The sequence below is a fragment of the Meridianimaribacter sp. CL38 genome, from assembly GCF_004328055.1.
Lineage (GTDB): Bacteria > Bacteroidota > Bacteroidia > Flavobacteriales > Flavobacteriaceae > Gaetbulibacter_B > Gaetbulibacter_B jejuensis.
This window is the reverse complement of the sequence record NZ_QKWS01000004.1, coordinates 359,654-380,283: the sequence shown is the minus strand read 5'-3', so window position 1 is coordinate 380,283 and position 20,630 is coordinate 359,654. Positions and strand designations below refer to the sequence as shown.

Genomic DNA, 20,630 nt, shown 5'->3' with positions numbered 1-20,630 from the left:
TACAATTAATAGCTATTTAACAACTAAACAATTAGCCCCATTTTTTAAAACAAAGACACATAGTTTGTACAAATTATAGCTAAAATGAAAAAATATTTACTTCGCATCATTGCAATTGTAATTGCTTTGATTTCTAATTTAAGCATTGGTCAATCCAACATATACGAGAGTTATTTAATACTAGATATCAACAGTTCTGGAAACACCTTTTATGATTTACAAGCAAATACAGGAAACCAAGATTTTGATGGTTTAAATCTTGGAACTTTTACCTCATCAAATAGTTTAATACTTAATGGTGCTCAAAATCAAACTTATAAATGCTTTAGCGATAATATTTTAAATAGCTGGTTGGACTACAGGGTTTATTTGATAAGTGATGCTCCTTCAGCTTTTATTCCTCACGAAATTTTATTTAACACTGATGACGGAACTTCTAATCATTGTGGCGGAAACAGTATAGATCAAACTTGGGAATCTTCAGGTGCTAATATTAATATTTTAAACGGATTACCTTCAGGTGATTATTACCTTGAAGTTTATACTAGGTCAGAATACGATACAAATAGTGACAATATTCCTGATGGAACTCACTACGCTAGCAATGGTGGCGCTAACTACAGAGCTACTTTTAGAGCAGATAATCCGCCAACTGCTAACTGTATTGCTACACTAACAGTTTATCTAGACGCTACAGGTAACGCATCAATAAACACTACTGATATCAATAATGGTTCTACTGATGACTTTGACACTCCTACTTTATCAATTGATGTCAACTCATTTGACTGTTCCAATATTGGAAGCCCTGTAATTGTTACCTTGACCGCTGAAGATTCTTTAGGTCAGACTGACACTTGCACTACAACAGTAACAGTTGTGGACACTATCAATCCTGACACACCTGCATTAACAGATATAACTGCTGAGTGTAATGCTACTGTTACAGCTCCAACAACAACTGATAATTGTGGTACTATCATAACAGGAACAACTTCTGACGCAACAACATTTAACACTCAAGGAACGTATACTATAACTTGGAATTTTGATGATGGTAATGGAAATTATATAGATGTTATACAAAACATAGAAATCGATGATGTTACTGCTCCTGTTCCTGATGTGGCGACGCTTGCTGATATGACGGATGAATGTGAAGTGACAGCTTTAACGCCTCCTTCAGCTACTGATAACTGTGGTGGCTATGTTACAGTAACACATAATGCGACTTTACCGATTACCACTCAAGGTACAACTGTAGTGACTTGGACTTATGATGATGGGAACGGAAACTCGTCTACCCAAACTCAAGATGTAGTTATAAATGATGTTACTGCTCCTGTTCCTGATGTAGCGACACTTGCTGATGTGACTGCTGAATGTGAAGTGACAGCTTTAACGCCTCCTTCAGCTACTGATAATTGTGGTGGTACTGTAACGGTAACTCATAATGCCACTTTACCAATCGCTACTCAAGGTACAACTGTGGTAACTTGGACTTATGACGATGGTAACGGAAATACGTCTACACAAACCCAAAACGTGGTTATTGATGATGTTACTGCTCCTGTTCCTGATGTGGCGACGCTTGCTGATGTAACGGATGAATGTGAAGTGACTGCTTTAACACCTCCTTCAGCTACTGATAATTGTGGTGGTACGGTAACTGTAACTCATGATGCCTCTTTACCAATTACTACTCAAGGTACAACTGTAGTGACTTGGACTTATGATGATGGTAACGGAAATACATCTACACAAACTCAAAACGTGATTATTGATGATGTTACTGCTCCTGTTCCTGATGTGGCGACGCTTGCTGATGTAACTGCTGAATGTGAAGTGACTGCTTTAACACCTCCTTCAGCTACTGATAACTGTGGTGGCTCTGTTACGGTAACGCATGATGCCACTTTACCAATTTCTACTCAAGGTACAACTGTTGTGACTTGGACTTATGATGATGGTAACGGAAATACATCTACACAAACTCAAAACGTGGTTATTGATGATATTACTGCTCCTATTCCTGATGTGGCGACGCTTGCTGATGTGACTGCTGAATGTGAAGTGACAGCTTTAACGCCTCCTTCAGCTACTGATAATTGTGGTGGTACTGTAACGGTAACTCATAATGCCACTTTACCAATCGCTACTCAAGGTACAACTGTGGTAACTTGGACTTATGACGATGGTAACGGAAATACATCTACACAAACCCAAAACGTGGTTATTGATGATGTTACTGCTCCTGTTCCTGATGTGGCGACGCTTGCTGATGTAACTGCTGAATGTGAAGTGACTTCTTTAACACCTCCTTCGGCTACTGATAACTGTGGTGGCTCTGTAACAGTAACACATAATGCGACTTTACCGATTACCACTCAAGGTACAACTGTAGTGACTTGGACTTATGATGATGGAAACGGAAATACATCTACTCAAACTCAAGATGTAGTTATAAATGATATTACTGCTCCTGTACCTGATGTGGCGACACTTGCCGATGTAACTGCTGAATGTGAAGTGACTACTTTAACGCCTCCTTCAGCTACTGACAACTGTGGTGGTACGGTAACTGTAACTCATGATGCCTCTTTACCAATCGCTACTCAAGGTACAACTTTAGTGACTTGGACTTATGATGATGGAAACGGAAATACATCTACACAAACTCAAAACGTGGTTATTGATGATATTACTGCTCCTATTCCTGATGTGGCGACGCTTGCTGATGTAACTGCTGAATGTGAAGTGACTGCTTTAACACCTCCTTCAGCTACTGATAACTGTGGTGGTGCTGTAACGGTAACACATGATGCCTCTTTACCAATTGCTACTCAAGGTACAACTGTGGTAACTTGGACTTATGACGATGGAAACGGAAATACATCAACTCAAACCCAAAACGTGATTATCGATGATGTTACCGCTCCTGTTCCTGATGTAGCGACACTTGCTGATGTAACTGCTGAATGTGAAGTGATAGCTTTAACGCCTCCTTCAGCTACTGATAACTGTGGTGGCTCTGTTTCGGTAACGCATGATGCCTCTTTACCAATTGCTACTCAAGGTACAACTGTGGTAACTTGGACTTATGATGATGGTAACGGAAATACATCTACTCAAACTCAAAACGTGATTATTGATGATATTACTGCTCCTGTTCCTGATGTGGCGACGCTTGCCGATGTAACTGCTGAATGTGAAGTGACTACTTTAACGCCTCCTTCAGCTACTGACAACTGTGGTGGTACGGTAACTGTAACTCATGATGCCTCTTTACCAATCGCTACTCAAGGTACAACTGTAGTGACTTGGACTTATGATGATGGAAACGGAAATACATCTACACAAACTCAAAACGTGGTTATTGATGATGTTACTAACCCAACTATAAATTGCCCTGGCAACATTACAACAACTAATGACACTGGACTATGTTCAGCTATCGTAACTTATGCAGCTCCTTCTGGTTCTGATAATTGCGGTTCAGTTACTATTACTCAAACCGCAGGTTTACCTTCAGGAAGTGCATTTCCTGTAGGAACTACTACAAACACATTTGAAATTGAAGACACAGCTGGTAATACAACGTCTTGTTCGTTTACAGTAACAGTTAATGATAATGAAAACCCAACAATAGCCTGTCCTTCTGATATCACAGTAGACGCTGATAACAATTGTGAAGCAACTAGCGTAACATTAATCAGCCCAACCGTTAATGATAACTGTAGCATTGACACCATCACAAATAATGCACCAGCTACATTCCCTCTAGGAAATACAACAGTTACTTGGACTGTAACTGATTTAGCAGGAAACAGTAGTCAATGTACTCAAATTATAACTGTAAATGACGTAACACCTCCTACGATTACTTGTCCTGGAGATATTACTGTAAATGCTGATACTGGACTTTGTACTGCTAGTGGTGTAAGCTTAGGTACTCCAACAGTAGATGATAACTGTGGTGTTGGTTATAGTAATGATGCGCCTGCTATTTTCCCTCTAGGTCAAACGATAGTAACTTGGACAGCAAATGATGGATATAGTAATTCAACTACTTGCACTCAAATTGTAACTGTAGTTGACAATGAAGCACCAAATGTAATATGTCAAAATTTAAGTTTACAGTTAAACCCAACAACAGGCTTAGCAACAATTACTGCTAATGATATAGACAACGGTTCAACAGACAATTGCTCTATTTCAAATATGACATTGTCGCAAACTACTTTTGATTGTAATGATATTGGAACAAACACAGTAACATTAACAGTGACTGATGGTTCAGGAAACTCTGATTCTTGTACTGCAACGGTAACCATAACCGATGCTTCTCAAGGTGCCTCAGTTTCTATAAGTGTAAACAACAACCCTGTTTGTGCTGGTGAAGCAGTAACTTTTACTGCTACACCTGTTAATGGTGGAGCAACTCCATCGTATGAATGGTTTGTTAATGGTGGTTCTGTAGGAAACAATAGTAATACTTTTACTACAAGTACACTCACCAACAATGATCAAGTATCAGTTGAAATGACTTCAAGTGTTTCGGTATGTGCTACAGCAGTGAGCAGTAATACAATTACTATGACTGTTAACCCACTTTTACCTGTATCCTTCAACTTAAACGCATCAGCTAATCCTGCTTGTAATGGAGATAATTTAACCTTTTTTGTTACAGGTTTAACAAATGGAGGCTCTAACCCTTCTTATCAATGGTATGTTAATAGTAACCCTGTTGGAACAAATACCAACTCTTACAGTTCCTCAGCCATTAATAATGGAGATATCATCTCAGTTTCTGTGACATCAAACGCTACTTGCGCTACTCCTATACCTGCTACTGAAAGTTTAACAATGACTGTAACACCTGATGCTACAATTTCATTAACTTCAGCTAATAACAATCAAACAATTTGTAATGGAGATAGTTTAGTTAATATTACATATAATATCACTGATGCTCCTTCTATAACCGTAACAGGTTTACCAACTGGCATAACAAGTTCTTATGTAGGAAGTATTTTAACTATAAGTGGTTCTACTACCCAAACAGGAACTTTTAATTATAATATTACAACAACTGGCTGCGGTACAGCTACAGCTTCAGGGTCAATTACCGTGAACCCTAATGTTACACTTGATTTAATTTCAGATGATGCCTATGAAGGTCTTTGCAATAATGGTTCTGCAATGACTCCTATAGAATTCCAGGTAGGTATTGGATCTACTGGAGTCACTGTAACAGGTTTACCAACTGGAGTTACAGGCTCTTATAATTCAGGAACAGGAATTTTAACTATACAAGGTAGTTCTACACAGGTTGGAACACATTCCTATACCGTAACCGCACAAGGATGTGGACCTGATGTTACAATAGATGGTATAATAAAAGTTTTTAATGGAGCACCTTCACAACCAAACTTAATAAACAATGATTATAACGTTGCAAATGTTTGTACTCCTCCTCAAGCAATAAACTTACAAGTACCACCTGATTCTAATGTTGAATCTTATACTTGGACTTTCACAACTTCTGGAGGTGCACCTGCTGATGCTTTTTTCAATATAATATCAGCCAATCCAAATAGTAACGATATTGATGTGATGGTGACTGCAACTCCACAACTATTTCCTTATCGAGTTTATGTTACTGCCAATAATCCTTGTGGGTCCTCAACTCCTCAAGGTGGGCTTATCCTTGTTTGGCCTTTAGGAAATATTGATATAGAAGTGTTCACTCCTGATGATGCCACAGGAGATACAGACATAATTTACGTTTGCGAGGGAACCACTGAAATACAAATGTATGGCGACAATGGTGGATTAAATTATGAAAACTGGACTTGGACAGATAATAATGCTTTAAATGGCACTGGTTACTTTTCAACTCAAATAATAGGTCAAGAATGTGATTACTATTGCTCTGGAATTGAGGTTTTTGGCAGCTGTTGGTTTGGTGATTGGATTCCTTACAACTGTGTTGACATAACTGATTACGCTGAAGATAGCGTATACTATTTACCAACAAATGCTCAAGGAGGTGATATTATTACAATTACAATGATAGGTAGCAGTACAGCTTGTACTGATGTCGTTGATAATTTAGAAATTCACATTTTAGAACCAACTGAGGCTGAAATAACCTCAACGGACACTACTATTTGTCAAGGAGATAGCACTACAATCACATTTGAAGGTTCTCCTGATAGTCAAATAAGAATTGATGATGGTAGTGGAAATACATGGTATGATGTTCAACCTGATGGAACCTTTTCAATGACTGTTTCCCCTACTGTAACAACAACTTACACATTAAACAGAAGTAGATACCATCAAAACACTTTTCCTAGCTATCCAAATAACACTCTTAATGATAACCGATGCCCAACTCCTATTTCTGGAGAGTCTGTAACCATTACAGTAAACGAACCTATTTCAGTGACTGCTCCTAACGATATTACAATTTGTGAAGGAGAAACCGTTAACCTTTCTTCAACTACTTATTCAGGAACAAACGCTGTAGTAACGTGGACGACTTCTGGATCAGGTAACTTTTCTGGTAACACATATACACCAAGTGCTGGTGATATCTTTAATGGTTCGGTAACACTTACAGCAACAAACACACCTAGTGATGGAATATGTCCTAGCGATAGCGATACTATGGTAGTTACAATAAATCCTTTAGCTACAGTGTATGCTGGTGTTGATCAAACGATATGTGAAGGAGAGTCTGTAACGCTATCTTCAGCTTCTTATGGAGGAAGTGCTACTTCTGCTTCATGGAGTACAGCAGGTGATGGTGGCTTTGTTGGCAACATATATACTCCTGGAACTTCTGACATAACAAACGGAAGTGTAGTGCTTACCTATACCACAAATAACCCTAGTGGACCTTGTGGTTCAGCAAGCGACACTATAACTATAACGATTAATCAAGCGGCTACTGTTAATGCTGGAAACGATGTAACCATTTGTGAAGGAGATGTTGTGAACTTATCTTCTGCTAACTATAGTGGAAGTGCTACTTCAGCTACTTGGAGCACATCAGGAACTGGTAACTTCTCATCTGGAATCTACACTCCAAGTGCTGCTGATATAACTAATGGCTCAGTTACTTTAACTTATACGACAAACAATCCTGCAGGACCATGTGGTGTAGCAGTAGATTCAAAAGTTGTTACTATCAACCCATTACCTGTAGTTGATGCAGGTACTAACCAAGCCATTTGTGAAACAAGTGGTAGCATTAACCTTAACGCAACCTTAGGAGGAAGCACAACTGCCACTTGGTCTTCGTCTGGTGATGGAACTTTCAATAACAACAATCCTAATGCTGTTTATACGTTAGGAGCTAATGATATTACTAATGGTAGTGTAACATTGACTTATACTACAAATTCAGCCATGGCTCCTTGTAGTAACACATCTGACTCTGTTACCTATACTATAGTTCCATTTACAACAGCATCAGCATCTATTGCGGTTCCTGCTACTGGATGTACTGCTCAAATTACTTTATCAGGAAATGGTTCTGGTCAATGGTCAGCAACTTCAAGTACTGGACATAGTTTTAGTTTTTCTAACGTAAATGACCCTAATGCTACATTTATAGGTGAAAGTGGTGGCACGTACAGTATTATATGGACTATTACAAATCCTTCTCCTTGCGGTAATTCACAAGCCACTTTGGCTAATATTAGTTTCCCTAACTGTGGTAATAATATTGATTTTGATGGTATTGATGATACAGTTTCATTCAATGATAATTTTGATCTTAACGGTCCTTTCAGTATAGAAATTTGGGTAAAACCAAATGCACTTGGAACCATCAAGACTATTTATTCTAAAAGGAATGCGCTTAACTTAAGTACTGGTTTTGATTTAAGATTAGTAAATAATACACTATCGTTTAGATGGAATGGTGGCGGACAAGTTTCAGCAACTGGATTAACCACTAACAGATGGTATCATACAGCTGTTACATTTGATGGTTCAACATATAGGCTTTATGTAGATGGTGTTGAAATAAACAGTAACACAGGTGGTGCTCCTAACGCAAACAACAGAAGATTTTTATTAGGTGCAATGGACAGAAGCACTAACATACCAACTAACCATTTTAACGGTTGGCTAGATGAATTGCGTATTTGGAATACAGCACTTACAGCTACCCAAATTCGTGAAATGATGAATCAAGAAATTGAGCAAAATGGTGCAAATGTTAGAGGTTCTGTTTTAGGTTTAGATATTGTTGGATTAACCTGGGCAAATCTTGATGCTTATTATCAAATGAATCAAGCCTTTGATGTTACTGGAGGTCTATTAAATGCAAACCTTGGCGGAATTAATGGTAATCTATTAAACATAAATTCAACGCAGCAAGAAACTTCTCCTCTTCCTTATGTAAGTAATCAAAACGGGACTTGGAACAATCAAAACACATGGTTAAATGGTACTGTACAACAAGTTCCTAACACCAATGGTATTAATGGAACTTTAGTAAACTGGAATATTGTAAGAACTCAACATGATGTAACATCTGGAAATAGAGCAACTACTGTTTTAGGTTTACTTGTTGACGCTAACAGATATAGCATTACCAATGACCAACAGCTAAACGTTAGTAAATACTTAAAAATTGATGGTGTTCTGGATTTAGTTGGTGAGTCTCAGTTATTACAACCGAATAATAGTATTGTTGATTATACAGGGTCAGGACGATTAGAACGTGATCAAGAAGGAACAAGTAACCTATACAATTATAATTATTGGGGAAGCCCTGTAAGTACATTAGGCGCTAGTAACTCTAGAACGTATGATATTGGAAGTATTCTTTACGATGGCAACAATCCTGTGAGTTGGACTACAGGCTATGATGCTAATGGAGCAACCAACCCTGTTACATTAAGTAGCAATTGGTTATATAATTTCCTAAATGGTGCTATCAATGATTACAGCTCTTGGATATCTATTAACCCTACATCAAATGTAAATGTAGGACTTGGATTTACCTTAAAAGGTAGTGGAGCTGCAACACCAAATCAAACTTACACCTTTAGAGGACAACCAAATAATGGTACTATTACTCATTCAATAAGTGGATTGAATCTTGCTTTAGTTGGTAACCCTTATCCTTCAGCAATTGATGCAAATACTTTTATTGATGATAATGGACCTCTTGGAAGCAGTACATTATTAGATGGCGCACTTATATTTTGGGAGCAAGCTCCATCTAACAACTCGCACTACTTGTCTGAATATGAAGGAGTTTACGCATACTACACTAAATTAGGTGGTGTACCCTCTGTAACACCTCCTGAAATTAATGGCTCAGGTAATACAGGAAAAATACCACAAAGATATGTACCAGTTGGTCAAGGTTTCTTTGTACTAGCTGATGCTGATGGTGGTACTATTACTTTTAATAACTCTCAGCGTACTTTTGTTAAAGAAACAAGTGGAGCTTCTGTATTTATGAGGTCAAACGGACTTAATTTAAACTCTGAAAACAGTGAAAGTGAAGCATACAATGATGGTATTAAACGCTTAAGATTAAAAGTAACAACCTCTGAAAATGCTGGTAGACATTTATTGTTAGGTTTTACTCCTAATAATGAAGCTACTGATGGTGTTGACTATGGATATGATGCGCAAAATAGAGATCAACTAACCAATGATGCTTCTTGGAGTATAGAAGATAACAATTATATTATTCAAGGTGTTGGCGAGTTTGATGAACTAAACACATATCCTCTTAATATCCATCTAAGCGATCAAGGAAATGTAAGCATCTCATTAACTGATTTAGAAAATTTTGATGAAGACATTGATGTTTTTGTATATGACAGTACTGAAGACAGTTATACTCAAATTAACTACAGTAACTTTAACATTAATCTTGAAGCAGGTGATTATAATAGTAGGTTTAATATTGTATTTGTCGAAGACAATTCACTATCAGTAATTGATACTCAACTTAAAGATATTACTGTAAAATATTTACATAACTCTAATGAGTTATACATTAAAACACCTTCATCAATCAATGCTAAGCAAATTTATATGATAAATATTGCTGGACAGGTTGTAAAATCATGGAACATGACCAACCTTCCTCTTTCTGATGAACTAAGAATTCCTGTAAAGAACATTTCTGAAGGAAACTATGTAGTAAAAATTGAAACAAACACTAGTTCATACAGTAAAAAAGTTATTGTTAAGTACTAGTTAAAGCACCAAATTTTTAAGTTATTCAAAAAGAGCAAGATATCTTGCTCTTTTTTTATTTTTATGTATTTCATCGATTTTTTGTGCGTTTAATAGATAAAACTGATTATTTCTTATATATTAGCCTGCAACTAAACATATTATGTTCATTTAACCCCAAATCAAATGAATAAAACTACCTACTTAACACTGCTTGTGTTATTACTAAGCATTGCTGTATTTGCTAATACCAATAGCCAAAACACTAGCAACCAAGAAACTCAATCTAGCACTATACAACGTCTTAGAGTAGACTTTGTCACTCCATTAGGTTATACCAGACACCTTTTATTAGGTTTTACTTCTGATAATTCAGCTACTGATGATGTTGATTACGGTTATGATGCCTTAAACATTGAAAACCTTCCCGATGATTTAAGTTGGAGAATTAACGATCAAAACTATATCATTCAAGGTGTAGGCGAGTTTGATATTTCAAAACAATATCCTTTAGGAATGTTTTTGAGCAACTCAGGCGAAATTCAAATTGCATTGAATTCACTAGAAAATTTTGAAACCGAAATAGACGTGTATGTATATGATTCATATTTAGATACCTTTACCTCAATTAATGATAGCAACTATATAAACTCACTTTACAGTGGAGAATACTTAAACAGGTATCATATAACTTTTACCAACGACCTTTCTTTAATAAACTTTGCCAATAGCTCAGCACAATTATCTATTGATGAGTTTGGGTTAGAATCTGCTAGTATTAGATACATAAAAAACACTTCTCAAATTAATATTGACACACAAAACTCAACCACAATTAACTCGTTAAAAGTTTACAGTATTAATGGTCAACTACTTTTTGAAAAGCAAAACATTTTCTCTTCTAGCTTTAAAACTACAATTAACAATATACAATCTAGTACAGTAATTGTACAGATTGAAAACAACAATAAAGCTTCTCTTAGCAAACTTTTATTAGTGCATTAAAACGTAATCGAAATACTACGAATTAATTAAAAAATTGCACTTTATCGGATTTTTTTGCATTTTATGGATGTTTTTTAAAAATTAATTATATATTAGCGCCATAATAATTCATTAAACACGTAAAACTGATGAAAAAAACTACCCTTCTACTTGTAACGCTACTTTGTTTAGCAGGCATAAATGCCAAAGCGCAAACTAGCTTAGAAAAAGCCGAACAATATTTAGATTCGAAAAAAGAAGTTTATTTTGATTTTAAAATAGAAGATGTTTCTGAACTTCAAGAGTTTACAGATAAATTATCTATACTTAATTATGACCCTTCTACTAAAACAGTTTATGCTTGGGCTAATACACAACAATTCAACTTATTTTTAGAAAGAAACCTTAGTTTCAATGTAAACGCAGTAGACAATGAAGCCTATGGTATAGTTATGAGTAATCAGGTAAATACTGTAAACTCGACTGAAGGTTCATACCCATTAACTTTTCCTTTAACTTATTACCCAACTTACGCAGACTATGAAGCTCAAATGTATGCATTTGCTACAATGCATCCTGATATTTGTGAATTAGTTGATATTGGCGGAACCACTGAAGGTGTAGGCGGTGGAGACAAGCGCTTACTATTTATTAAACTATCTGACAACATCGCTACTGAAGAAGCTGAGCCAAAATTAATGTACACCTCCTCAATGCATGGTGACGAAATTACTGGTTATCCTTTAATGTTAGATTTAATTGATTATTTTATAACTGCTTATAAAACACCATCTCACCCAGATAATGCTAGAATTACAAGTCTTATCAATAACTCTGAAATATGGATAAACCCAATGGCAAATCCAGATGGAACTTATTACAATAGTGCTTCTAACACATCTGTAGCAAACTCACGTCGTGCAAACGCTAATAATGTGGACTTAAATAGAAACTATCCAGATAATGTTGCAGGAGCTCATCCTGATGGAGAAGAATATCAAATTGAAACCCAACATTTCTTAGCTTTAGCAGAAGATAATCATTTTGTGCTTTCAGCTAATTTTCATGGTGGAACCGAAGTTGTTAACTATCCTTTTGATAATACGCATACAGATCATGCTGATAGCGATTGGTTTTTCTTAGTAAGTAAAGAGTACGCTGTAAACTGTCAAAACAATAGTCCTTCTGGATATATGGACGCTACTTATAGTAACTATCAATGGCCAGGAGTTACAGAAGGTGCTGATTGGTATCAAGTATATGGTGGTCGTCAAGATTACATGAACTTTTACAAACAGTGTAAAGAAGTAACTATTGAGCTTTCAAATACTAAAGTGATACCTGCATCACAATTAGATGATCATTGGGATTATAACCGTGAAGCTTTAATTGAATATTTAATACAAGGAACTTACGGTTTTCAAGGATTTGTAAAAGACGCTGTGTCTAATAACCCAGTAGAAGCAACAGTTACACTAGTTGGTCACGATGCTGTAGGCTCGCACACAATAAGTAGCGCTCCTTTTGGAGATTATTATAGACCTGTGAAATCTGGAACTTACGACATCTTGTTTGAAGCTCCATGTTACCAATCTTTTACACTAACAAATCAAACAATTTCTGATTATCAAACTTTAGTACTGTCTGATATTCTTTTAACTCCGTTAACAGCATCAGCTCCTACTGGTTTAACAACTACAGGAACAGACTCAAGCTCAACTAATGCATCTTGGACAGCTTCTACTGCTGATGATTTTGACATTAGATATAGAGTAGTTGGTGCCTCTTCATGGATTGAAGTTACAAGTGTTACAAACCCATATCAAATAAGTGGTTTAGACCCTGAAACAACTTATGAGTTTCAAGTTCGCTCTTATTGTGGATCTAATAATACAAGTTATTCTACTTCTCAACAATTCTCTACAACAGGTGTTAACTATTGTGATGCAGAAGGTGGAGATATTGGAGATGAATACATTAGTAATGTCACCCTAAATAGTAGCAGTAATAACACTCAATCAACTACATCTTCAGGGTATTCAGATTTAACAAGCACAGTTTTTACATTAGATTTAAATTCTTCTGGAAACAATATTAGTGTTACCAAATATTGGACAGGTACTCAATACAGAGAAGCCGTATCAGTATGGATTGACTTTAACCATAATGGCACCTTTGAATCGTCTGAAAAAATAATGGAAAGTGCATCTTCCACTACGACACCAGTAAGCACAACCTTTTCAGTACCTAATGCACCTGATGCCAAATTAGGTACAACAAGAATGCGTGTTATAATGAAGTATTATAATAGTGCAGGAAATACAGCTGACGACCCATGTGAAACATTTAGCTACGGAGAAGTTGAGGATTATACTATTGATATTATAGATTCAACTTTAAACACAGATACATTTAATGAAAACAATGTGTTGATTTACCCAAACCCATTCAACAGCAATATTTCAATAAAATTGAATAACATAAACACAAATATAAACCTTAATGTTTATGATGTTAGCGGACGCTCAGTATTAGATTTAAGAGACTTAACCCCTACAAATAATGAAATAAATTTAACCAATTTAAATTCATTATCTAGCGGAACGTACTTTTTAAAAATAACTGACAGTGAAACAAATACGTCGTTTGTTAAGCGATTGGTAAAGCAATAATATATTAAGCCCTCAAAGAAAGACTGCAAACAATTATGCTTGCAGTCTTTTTAAAAAACTTTATATCAATAAATTACAAATAACAAATACACTTTATCGGTTTTTTTTGCATTTCATGGAGTGTTTTTATATATTTGTATCGCTTTTAATTAATTAGTTAGTCCCAAACTAAAATTTAACCGCTTATGAAAAATTATACTTTCACAGTATGTAAGTACCTTATAATATTATGTGTACTTTTAGTTTCGACTATTACTTTTTCTCAAGATTTCAATGTGCAACATCTTGATAGAAACGTTCCAAGAACAGGAGCTACATCATCAATAACAGCTGTTTCTTCTCTAAATAATGCCTTTGTATTAAATAATAACAACAGATTAGCTCAAGCTGGTAGATCTGACGAAAATTCGTCAACTGCTCCTGGGAGAGATGTATCTGGAGCTGTTAGATTAACAGCAACCAATACAGTCACTTATTACAGAGAAGGTAATTCAACTAACAATAACACTAAATTTAACGCATCTGTTTGGGAGTACACAGGGTCTCCAGGAGGTGCTAATGAATTTATAGTTAGAGGTCGATATACAATTACACTAAATGGAGGCACTAACAATGTTACTCAATCTTTAACAGGTATTAGTAACGCAAACGATTGCATTCCTTTTATTACTGGTATTGTAAACAGCGCATCATCGGCTGGTTCAGATTCTGGTTCAGCAATTGCGTATCTTGAAAACGCATCCACAATGCGTGTACAAAAAGGTTCAAATGCTGATAATGTGACTGTTTATATCACTTTGGTAGAATTTACTGGTAGCAACTGGACCATACTTCATGGTGATTCTGGAAGTGTAAATACAGATACTGGTAACATCACTTTACGAACGAATGCTAATGGAAGTTCTGGAGGAACTGCTAGTGTTTCTGATTGGAGTGAAGCTATGATTTTTACGCACCATAGAGGAAACATGAGTGATAATGGTACTGACGATGCTATCGCAGATAACTGGCCAGTTATGAGTCCTGGAGGAAATAACCAAACTGTTTCTTGGGCTTTTCATAGTGAGCATGATGCTCGTACCAATGGCAATCGCCAATTTGTTCACGTAGTAAACAACCCAAATATTCAAGTTACGAGATATACTAACACGAGTAATACTTCTGGTGAAACAAGCATTAATATTTCATCTGCTGGTTTAGGCAGTACTAATGAAGCATTAATCATTGGTACCTCTACCTCTAGTGGCGGTGGTACAGCCTATGGTAGAGGCTGGCGTAATTATTACTTTAACTCAACCACGCAAGCAGCACATTGGGCTCATAGAAGTGGTAATACTATGGCTCATGAGATTCAGGTAGTGAATTTCAGCCCTTCAATTACGTATTGTGCATCATCTGGTAACACCTCATATGAAACTGGAGTTACTAGAGTTGTATTTAACACTATAGACAACAGTGACGGCCCTAATAAAGATATAGGCTACGAAGATTTCACTCATATTTCAACTTCAGTTTCTCAAGGCAATTCATATAACTTAACGATCAATGTTAATACCGATGGAAGCTACTCTGCACATGCAAAAGTTTGGATAGATTGGAACCAAAACGGAAGCTTTGGTGATTCTGGTGAAGAATATGATATGGGTAGCGCATACAATGTTACAAATGGAGCTACAAATAATTCTCCATTGAGTGTAACTGTTCCTATTGGAGCAACAATAGGAAACACAAGAATGCGTGTTTCTGCTAAATATAATTCAGATCCTACATCATGCGAAACTAATTTTGATGGTGAAGTAGAAGACTACACCATAAATATTACTTCAGGCACACCACAACCTGAAATTAACTTAGTTGGAAATGGTAACACCATAAACAACAATGACACAACACCATCGGCTACTGATGACACTGATTTTGGTTCTGAATTTGTATCTGTAGGATCTAATGCAAATACATTTACCATTCAAAACACAGGATCAGCAACTTTAAATTTAACAGACCCTTCTCCTTATATTTCAATTTCCGGATTACATCCTGGAGACTTTGCGCTCACTGCAAATCCTTCAGGTTCAATTTCTGCAGGAGGTAACACAACATTTACAATCACATTTTCTCCTAGTGCTGCAGGCTTAAGAACAGCAATAGTATCTATAGCAAATAACGATAGCGACGAAAACCCATATACTTTTAATATTCAAGGTAATGGGTACACTACTGCTCCAGAAATAAACATACAAGGAAACGGAACAACAATAGTGAGTGGAGACACTACTCCATCTCCTTCTGATAATACTAATTTTGGTAATACTAATGTTACAGGAGGAACTATTATAAAAACATTTACTATACAAAACAATGGAAATTTACTAGACTTAAACCTTACAGGCAGTTCTCCATATGTATTAATCGGAGGTACCAATGCTAGTGATTTTACAGTAACCTCTATACCTTCTAATACAATTGGTTCTAGTAGCAGTACCACTTTTGATATTACTTTTGACCCAAGTGCAGTAGGTACACGTACAGCTACAGTTACCATAGCTAACAATGATAGTGACGAAAATCCTTACACCTTCAACATTGAAGGATCTGGTTCTACAGCTCCAGGAGGTGTTACTAGCGATTTAGAGTTATGGCTTAAAGGAAATGACGGATTAGGCTATACTGATGGACAAAGCGTTAGTTTGTGGATTGACCAAAGTAAAGATAACGATGCTACAGTAAACACGCCAGGTCAAGAACCAACATATTATGATAATCCTTACAGAAATGTAAATTTCAACCCAGTAGTAGAGTTTGACAATACATTTTCATCTTTTAATTTAGATTCTGACTTTTCATACGACAATACCAACACTCAATTTTTAGAAGGTGATGGTGGTCTATACACCCAAGATATGTTTGTGGTATTAATACCTGATGATACAGCTATAAATGATTCATTTGGGTTTATGGATACTTTTTGTGGAGATGCTAATACTAGCTCAAATGAAACTGATGCAACTGGTATAGGTATGGGTGATTATACTGGTCGTGTTTGTAATGAAAGTATTGCTTTTGCTATTGGAACATATAGCACAGGTGGGAGTTGCCCTAATAGAGATGGATATGCAGTATATGATCAAAACACATCTTATGATAATGTAGGAATTATTAATGCAAGAAACAATACAGCTGTAACACAACAAGAGCTTTATTACAATGCCAACAACATAGAATATGCACAAAATGATGTTGTTGAATTTTTAAATGTAAGCGACTCAAAATATTGGATTGGGCGTAGTGAAGGTTGGGAAGCCACATTGAATGCAAGAGTATGTGAAATCATTACTTTTTCATCTAGAAAAGACGATGCAAACTTAACACAAGAGCGTAACCGTATTCAATCTTATTTAGCGATTAAGTATGGAATTACTTTAGGAGTTAATGGTACATCTCATGATTACGTAGACAGTGACGGAACTGTAATTTGGGATGTCAATACAGGAACACCTAGTGAAGACGTGTTTAATTATGACATAGCAGGAATTGGACGTGACGATGCTTCAGATTTATTACAAAAACAATCTAGAAGTGTTAACAATGATTTAGATGGAGGAACCAGAGGTCAAGGTGTTGTTACAATGGGTATATCTAGCATATATGACACAAATAACTTAAACCCTGACACTCAATTACAAGACAAACAATTCTTGATTTGGGGAAATGATGGTGTTGATTTAGATGATCCAGCTGTAATTGTTGATGTTAACATGAGCTCTAGCATAACTCCAGGTTTATCAACTTGGGTACAATTTAACGGAATAGCAAGAACTTGGAAAGTTGTTGAAAGAGGTGGAGACATTCCTTCTGTTGAAGTCGCAATTCTAAGAAGTGCTGTTAGAACAGCTACTCCTCCAGACGGTCGTTATTTAATGTTTATTTCTGACACACCTAATTTTGACCCAACAGCAGATTACAGAGTAATGACTGAAGACGTTAACGAAATTGGCGAGCCAATTGTAAAAGCTAATTATGATTTTGATGGCACTAAATACATTACTTTTGGTTGGGCTCCTGAAAGAGTTTACACCAGATCAGTTTACTTTAACGGAAGTACAGACTACATAGACATGGAAGACGCTGTAGACCTTAATTCTTCTGAATTTACAATATCTGCATGGATAAACAGAGAGTCTGGATCAAACAATACATCAATTCTTTCTAAAAGAAATGAACCATTTACTGAAGGTTATGATTTTAAAATATCAAGTTCTGGAAGGTTAAATGTTATATGGGAAAATGGAGGATCAACACAGCAACTTTCATCCACCCAACCAATTCCAGAAGATGAATGGCATCATGTTGCCATTATTTATGGATCTGGTACTGCAACACTATATATTGATGGAGTAAGGGATTCATCCTTTAGTAGAACTGCTCCAATACCTACAACACAATCATTCTATATTGGAGCTGCAAACAAAAATACTCCTACAGCTTTCTTTAGAGGTAATATTGATGAAGTTAGAATATGGGATGTAGCACTTACCGAAGACCAATTACGATTTGTAATGAATCAAGAAATAGAAAACAACTCTAGTTTTGTTGGTGGGTCTTACTTTATTAGCAGAGGAATTACTCCTACCAAAAACGACATTGGTACAGTGCCATGGTCTAGCTTAGCTGCCTACTACCCAATGACTAGATATACGTACACAAACACTAAGGATGAATCTGGTAATGGTAATCAAGGTGCATTAAGACATCTAAGAACTGTAGATAGACAAACAGCTCCACTTCCTTATATATCTAACAACAATGGAAGCTGGGACACTAATAACACATGGTTAAATGGATCATTACAATATGCTCCTGGTTCAGTTTCAGCAATGGATAATACCCAAACTATCGATTGGAATATTGTAGAAACTTCTCACAATATAACTATGGATAACAGCTCTCTTCCTTCAGGAAAAAGCAACAACAGATTATTATTAGGTCTTTTTGTTGATAACAATGAACTGACTGTAACAGGAAACAACGCAACACATACAGGAAATGGTGTAACTGTAACGCATTATTTATCTATAGGAAATGGTCAACCAAATGCCAAAATTGACCTTGAAGGTGAATCGCAATTAATACAAACTATAGATAGTGACCTTGATGTACAAAGTGAAGGTACTTTAGAACGCGACCAACAAGGAACAGCCGATACCTTTACATACAACTACTGGTCATCTCCTGTTGGAACTGGAAGTTCAGTTACAAACAATAATAGCTATACTGTATCAGATGTTATGTATAACGATAATGGCGCAAACCCAATAGTCTTTACTTCTTCAGGATATGATGGATCTAACACCTCACCTGCAGTAACAATTGCTGATTATTGGATTTGGAAATTTGCTAGTCAAGCTTCAGGAGATTATTCATCGTGGCAGCATGTACGTCAATCTGGTAACTTATTAGCAGGTGAAGGGTTTACTATGAAAGGACCTGGTTCTGGTTCAATATTAACCGACCAAAACTATACGTTCTTAGGAAAACCTAACAATGGAGATATTGGGTTTAGTGGCACAAACGACCTAGACCTAGCGGTTAACAACGACTACTTAGTTGGTAACCCTTACCCTTCTGCCATTGACGCAGTTCAGTTTATTAACGATAATGGCTCAACAATTACAGGAACATTATACTTCTGGGAACATTGGGGAGGAGGCTCTCACGTACTATCTGAATACCAAGGTGGTTATGCTACTTTAAACCTTTCAGGTGGCTTACCAGCTTCTTCTTACGGAACAAACGACCCTGATGTTGGTACTGGTGGTACTCCTGTAAAACGTCCAGGACGATATATTCCTGTAAGTCAAGGATTCTTCGTATCAGCTGATGCTGGTGGTAAAATCAATTTCAATAACGGTCAACGTATTTACCGAATTGAAGACGGAACTTACGATGGAGAAAGTGGGTCACAATCAGTATTTGTGAGACAATCAAGTTCATCTGATAGCGACTATGATACAACAACTAATTCTGTTGACAGCTCTGACGACAGATTAAAACTAAGACTTGGGCTTAACTCTGTTAATACCATTAGAAGACAGCTGTTACTTACAATTGATGAAAACGCAACTTTAGATATTGATTGGGGTTACGATGGAAAGATAAATGAAACCCAAATTGATGATATGTTCTGGATGATTGAAGGCGAAAAATATCTTATACAAGGTAGTAATGAAGCTAATGAAGACACAGTATATCCATTAGGTATAAAGGTTGAAACTGATGGTATGAACACCATTACTATTGATGCGTTACAAAATGCTCCAGAAGACTTAACAGTTTACATTCACAACAAGATAACAGACGCTTATCATAACTTAAGCGAAGGCGATTTTAATTTTTATTTAGATGCTGGAGAATATCTAGACACTTATGAAATAACCTTTAGTGCAGAAGACTCTGCATTGGGTGTTGAAGACAATGAATTGAATCTAGTAGATGTTTATTATGATAACACTTCCAAAACCATTGTTTTACTAAACCCTGGATTACTAGAAGTTAAACAAATGGAAATGCTAAACATTTTAGGACAATCTATTACAACAATTGACAATATACCTCAGAGCAACAATTCTGAGTATGAAGTTAAGAACTTAAGTACAGGAACTTATATTATTAAAATTCATACTGTGAGCGGTTCAGTATCAAAGAAAGTTTTAGTTAAATAATTTCTCCCAAATCTTTAAAATCTTAACTAAATAA

The 20,630-nt window shown here is 36.2% G+C and carries 4 protein-coding genes; all 4 read left to right on the top strand.

The features are described from left to right. Window positions 1-84 precede the first annotated feature (84 nt). The 4 genes from DMZ43_RS11940 to DMZ43_RS11925 all read left to right on the top strand — a co-directional run bounded on the left by DMZ43_RS11940 (window position 85) and on the right by DMZ43_RS11925 (window position 20,596). Window positions 85-10,242 (top strand): HYR domain-containing protein, encoded by a 10,158-nt coding sequence (locus DMZ43_RS11940; RefSeq protein ID WP_131508518.1) that lies wholly within the window; start codon window positions 85-87, stop codon window positions 10,240-10,242. 165 nt (window positions 10,243-10,407) lie between these two features. Then, window positions 10,408-11,226 (top strand): hypothetical protein, encoded by an 819-nt coding sequence (locus DMZ43_RS11935; protein ID WP_131508516.1) that lies wholly within the window; start codon window positions 10,408-10,410, stop codon window positions 11,224-11,226. 128 nt (window positions 11,227-11,354) lie between these two features. After that, window positions 11,355-13,877 (top strand): M14 family zinc carboxypeptidase, encoded by a 2,523-nt coding sequence (locus DMZ43_RS11930; RefSeq protein WP_131508514.1) that lies wholly within the window; start codon window positions 11,355-11,357, stop codon window positions 13,875-13,877. 185 nt (window positions 13,878-14,062) lie between these two features. Further along, the gene (locus tag DMZ43_RS11925; RefSeq protein ID WP_131508512.1) at window positions 14,063-20,596 is read left to right on the top strand and encodes a choice-of-anchor D domain-containing protein; all 6,534 of its coding nucleotides are present in this window, start codon (window positions 14,063-14,065) and stop codon (window positions 20,594-20,596) included. Window positions 20,597-20,630: the final 34 nt, after the last annotated feature.

Excerpts from the sequence above, each read along its gene's own strand:
- DMZ43_RS11940 (WP_131508518.1), top strand. The coding sequence starts at position 85 with ATGAAAAAATATTTACTTCGCATCATTGCAATTGTAATTGCTTTGATT.
- DMZ43_RS11935 (WP_131508516.1), top strand. The coding sequence starts at position 10,408 with ATGAATAAAACTACCTACTTAACACTGCTTGTGTTATTACTAAGCATT.
- DMZ43_RS11930 (WP_131508514.1), top strand. The coding sequence starts at position 11,355 with ATGAAAAAAACTACCCTTCTACTTGTAACGCTACTTTGTTTAGCAGGC.
- DMZ43_RS11925 (WP_131508512.1), top strand. The coding sequence starts at position 14,063 with ATGAAAAATTATACTTTCACAGTATGTAAGTACCTTATAATATTATGT.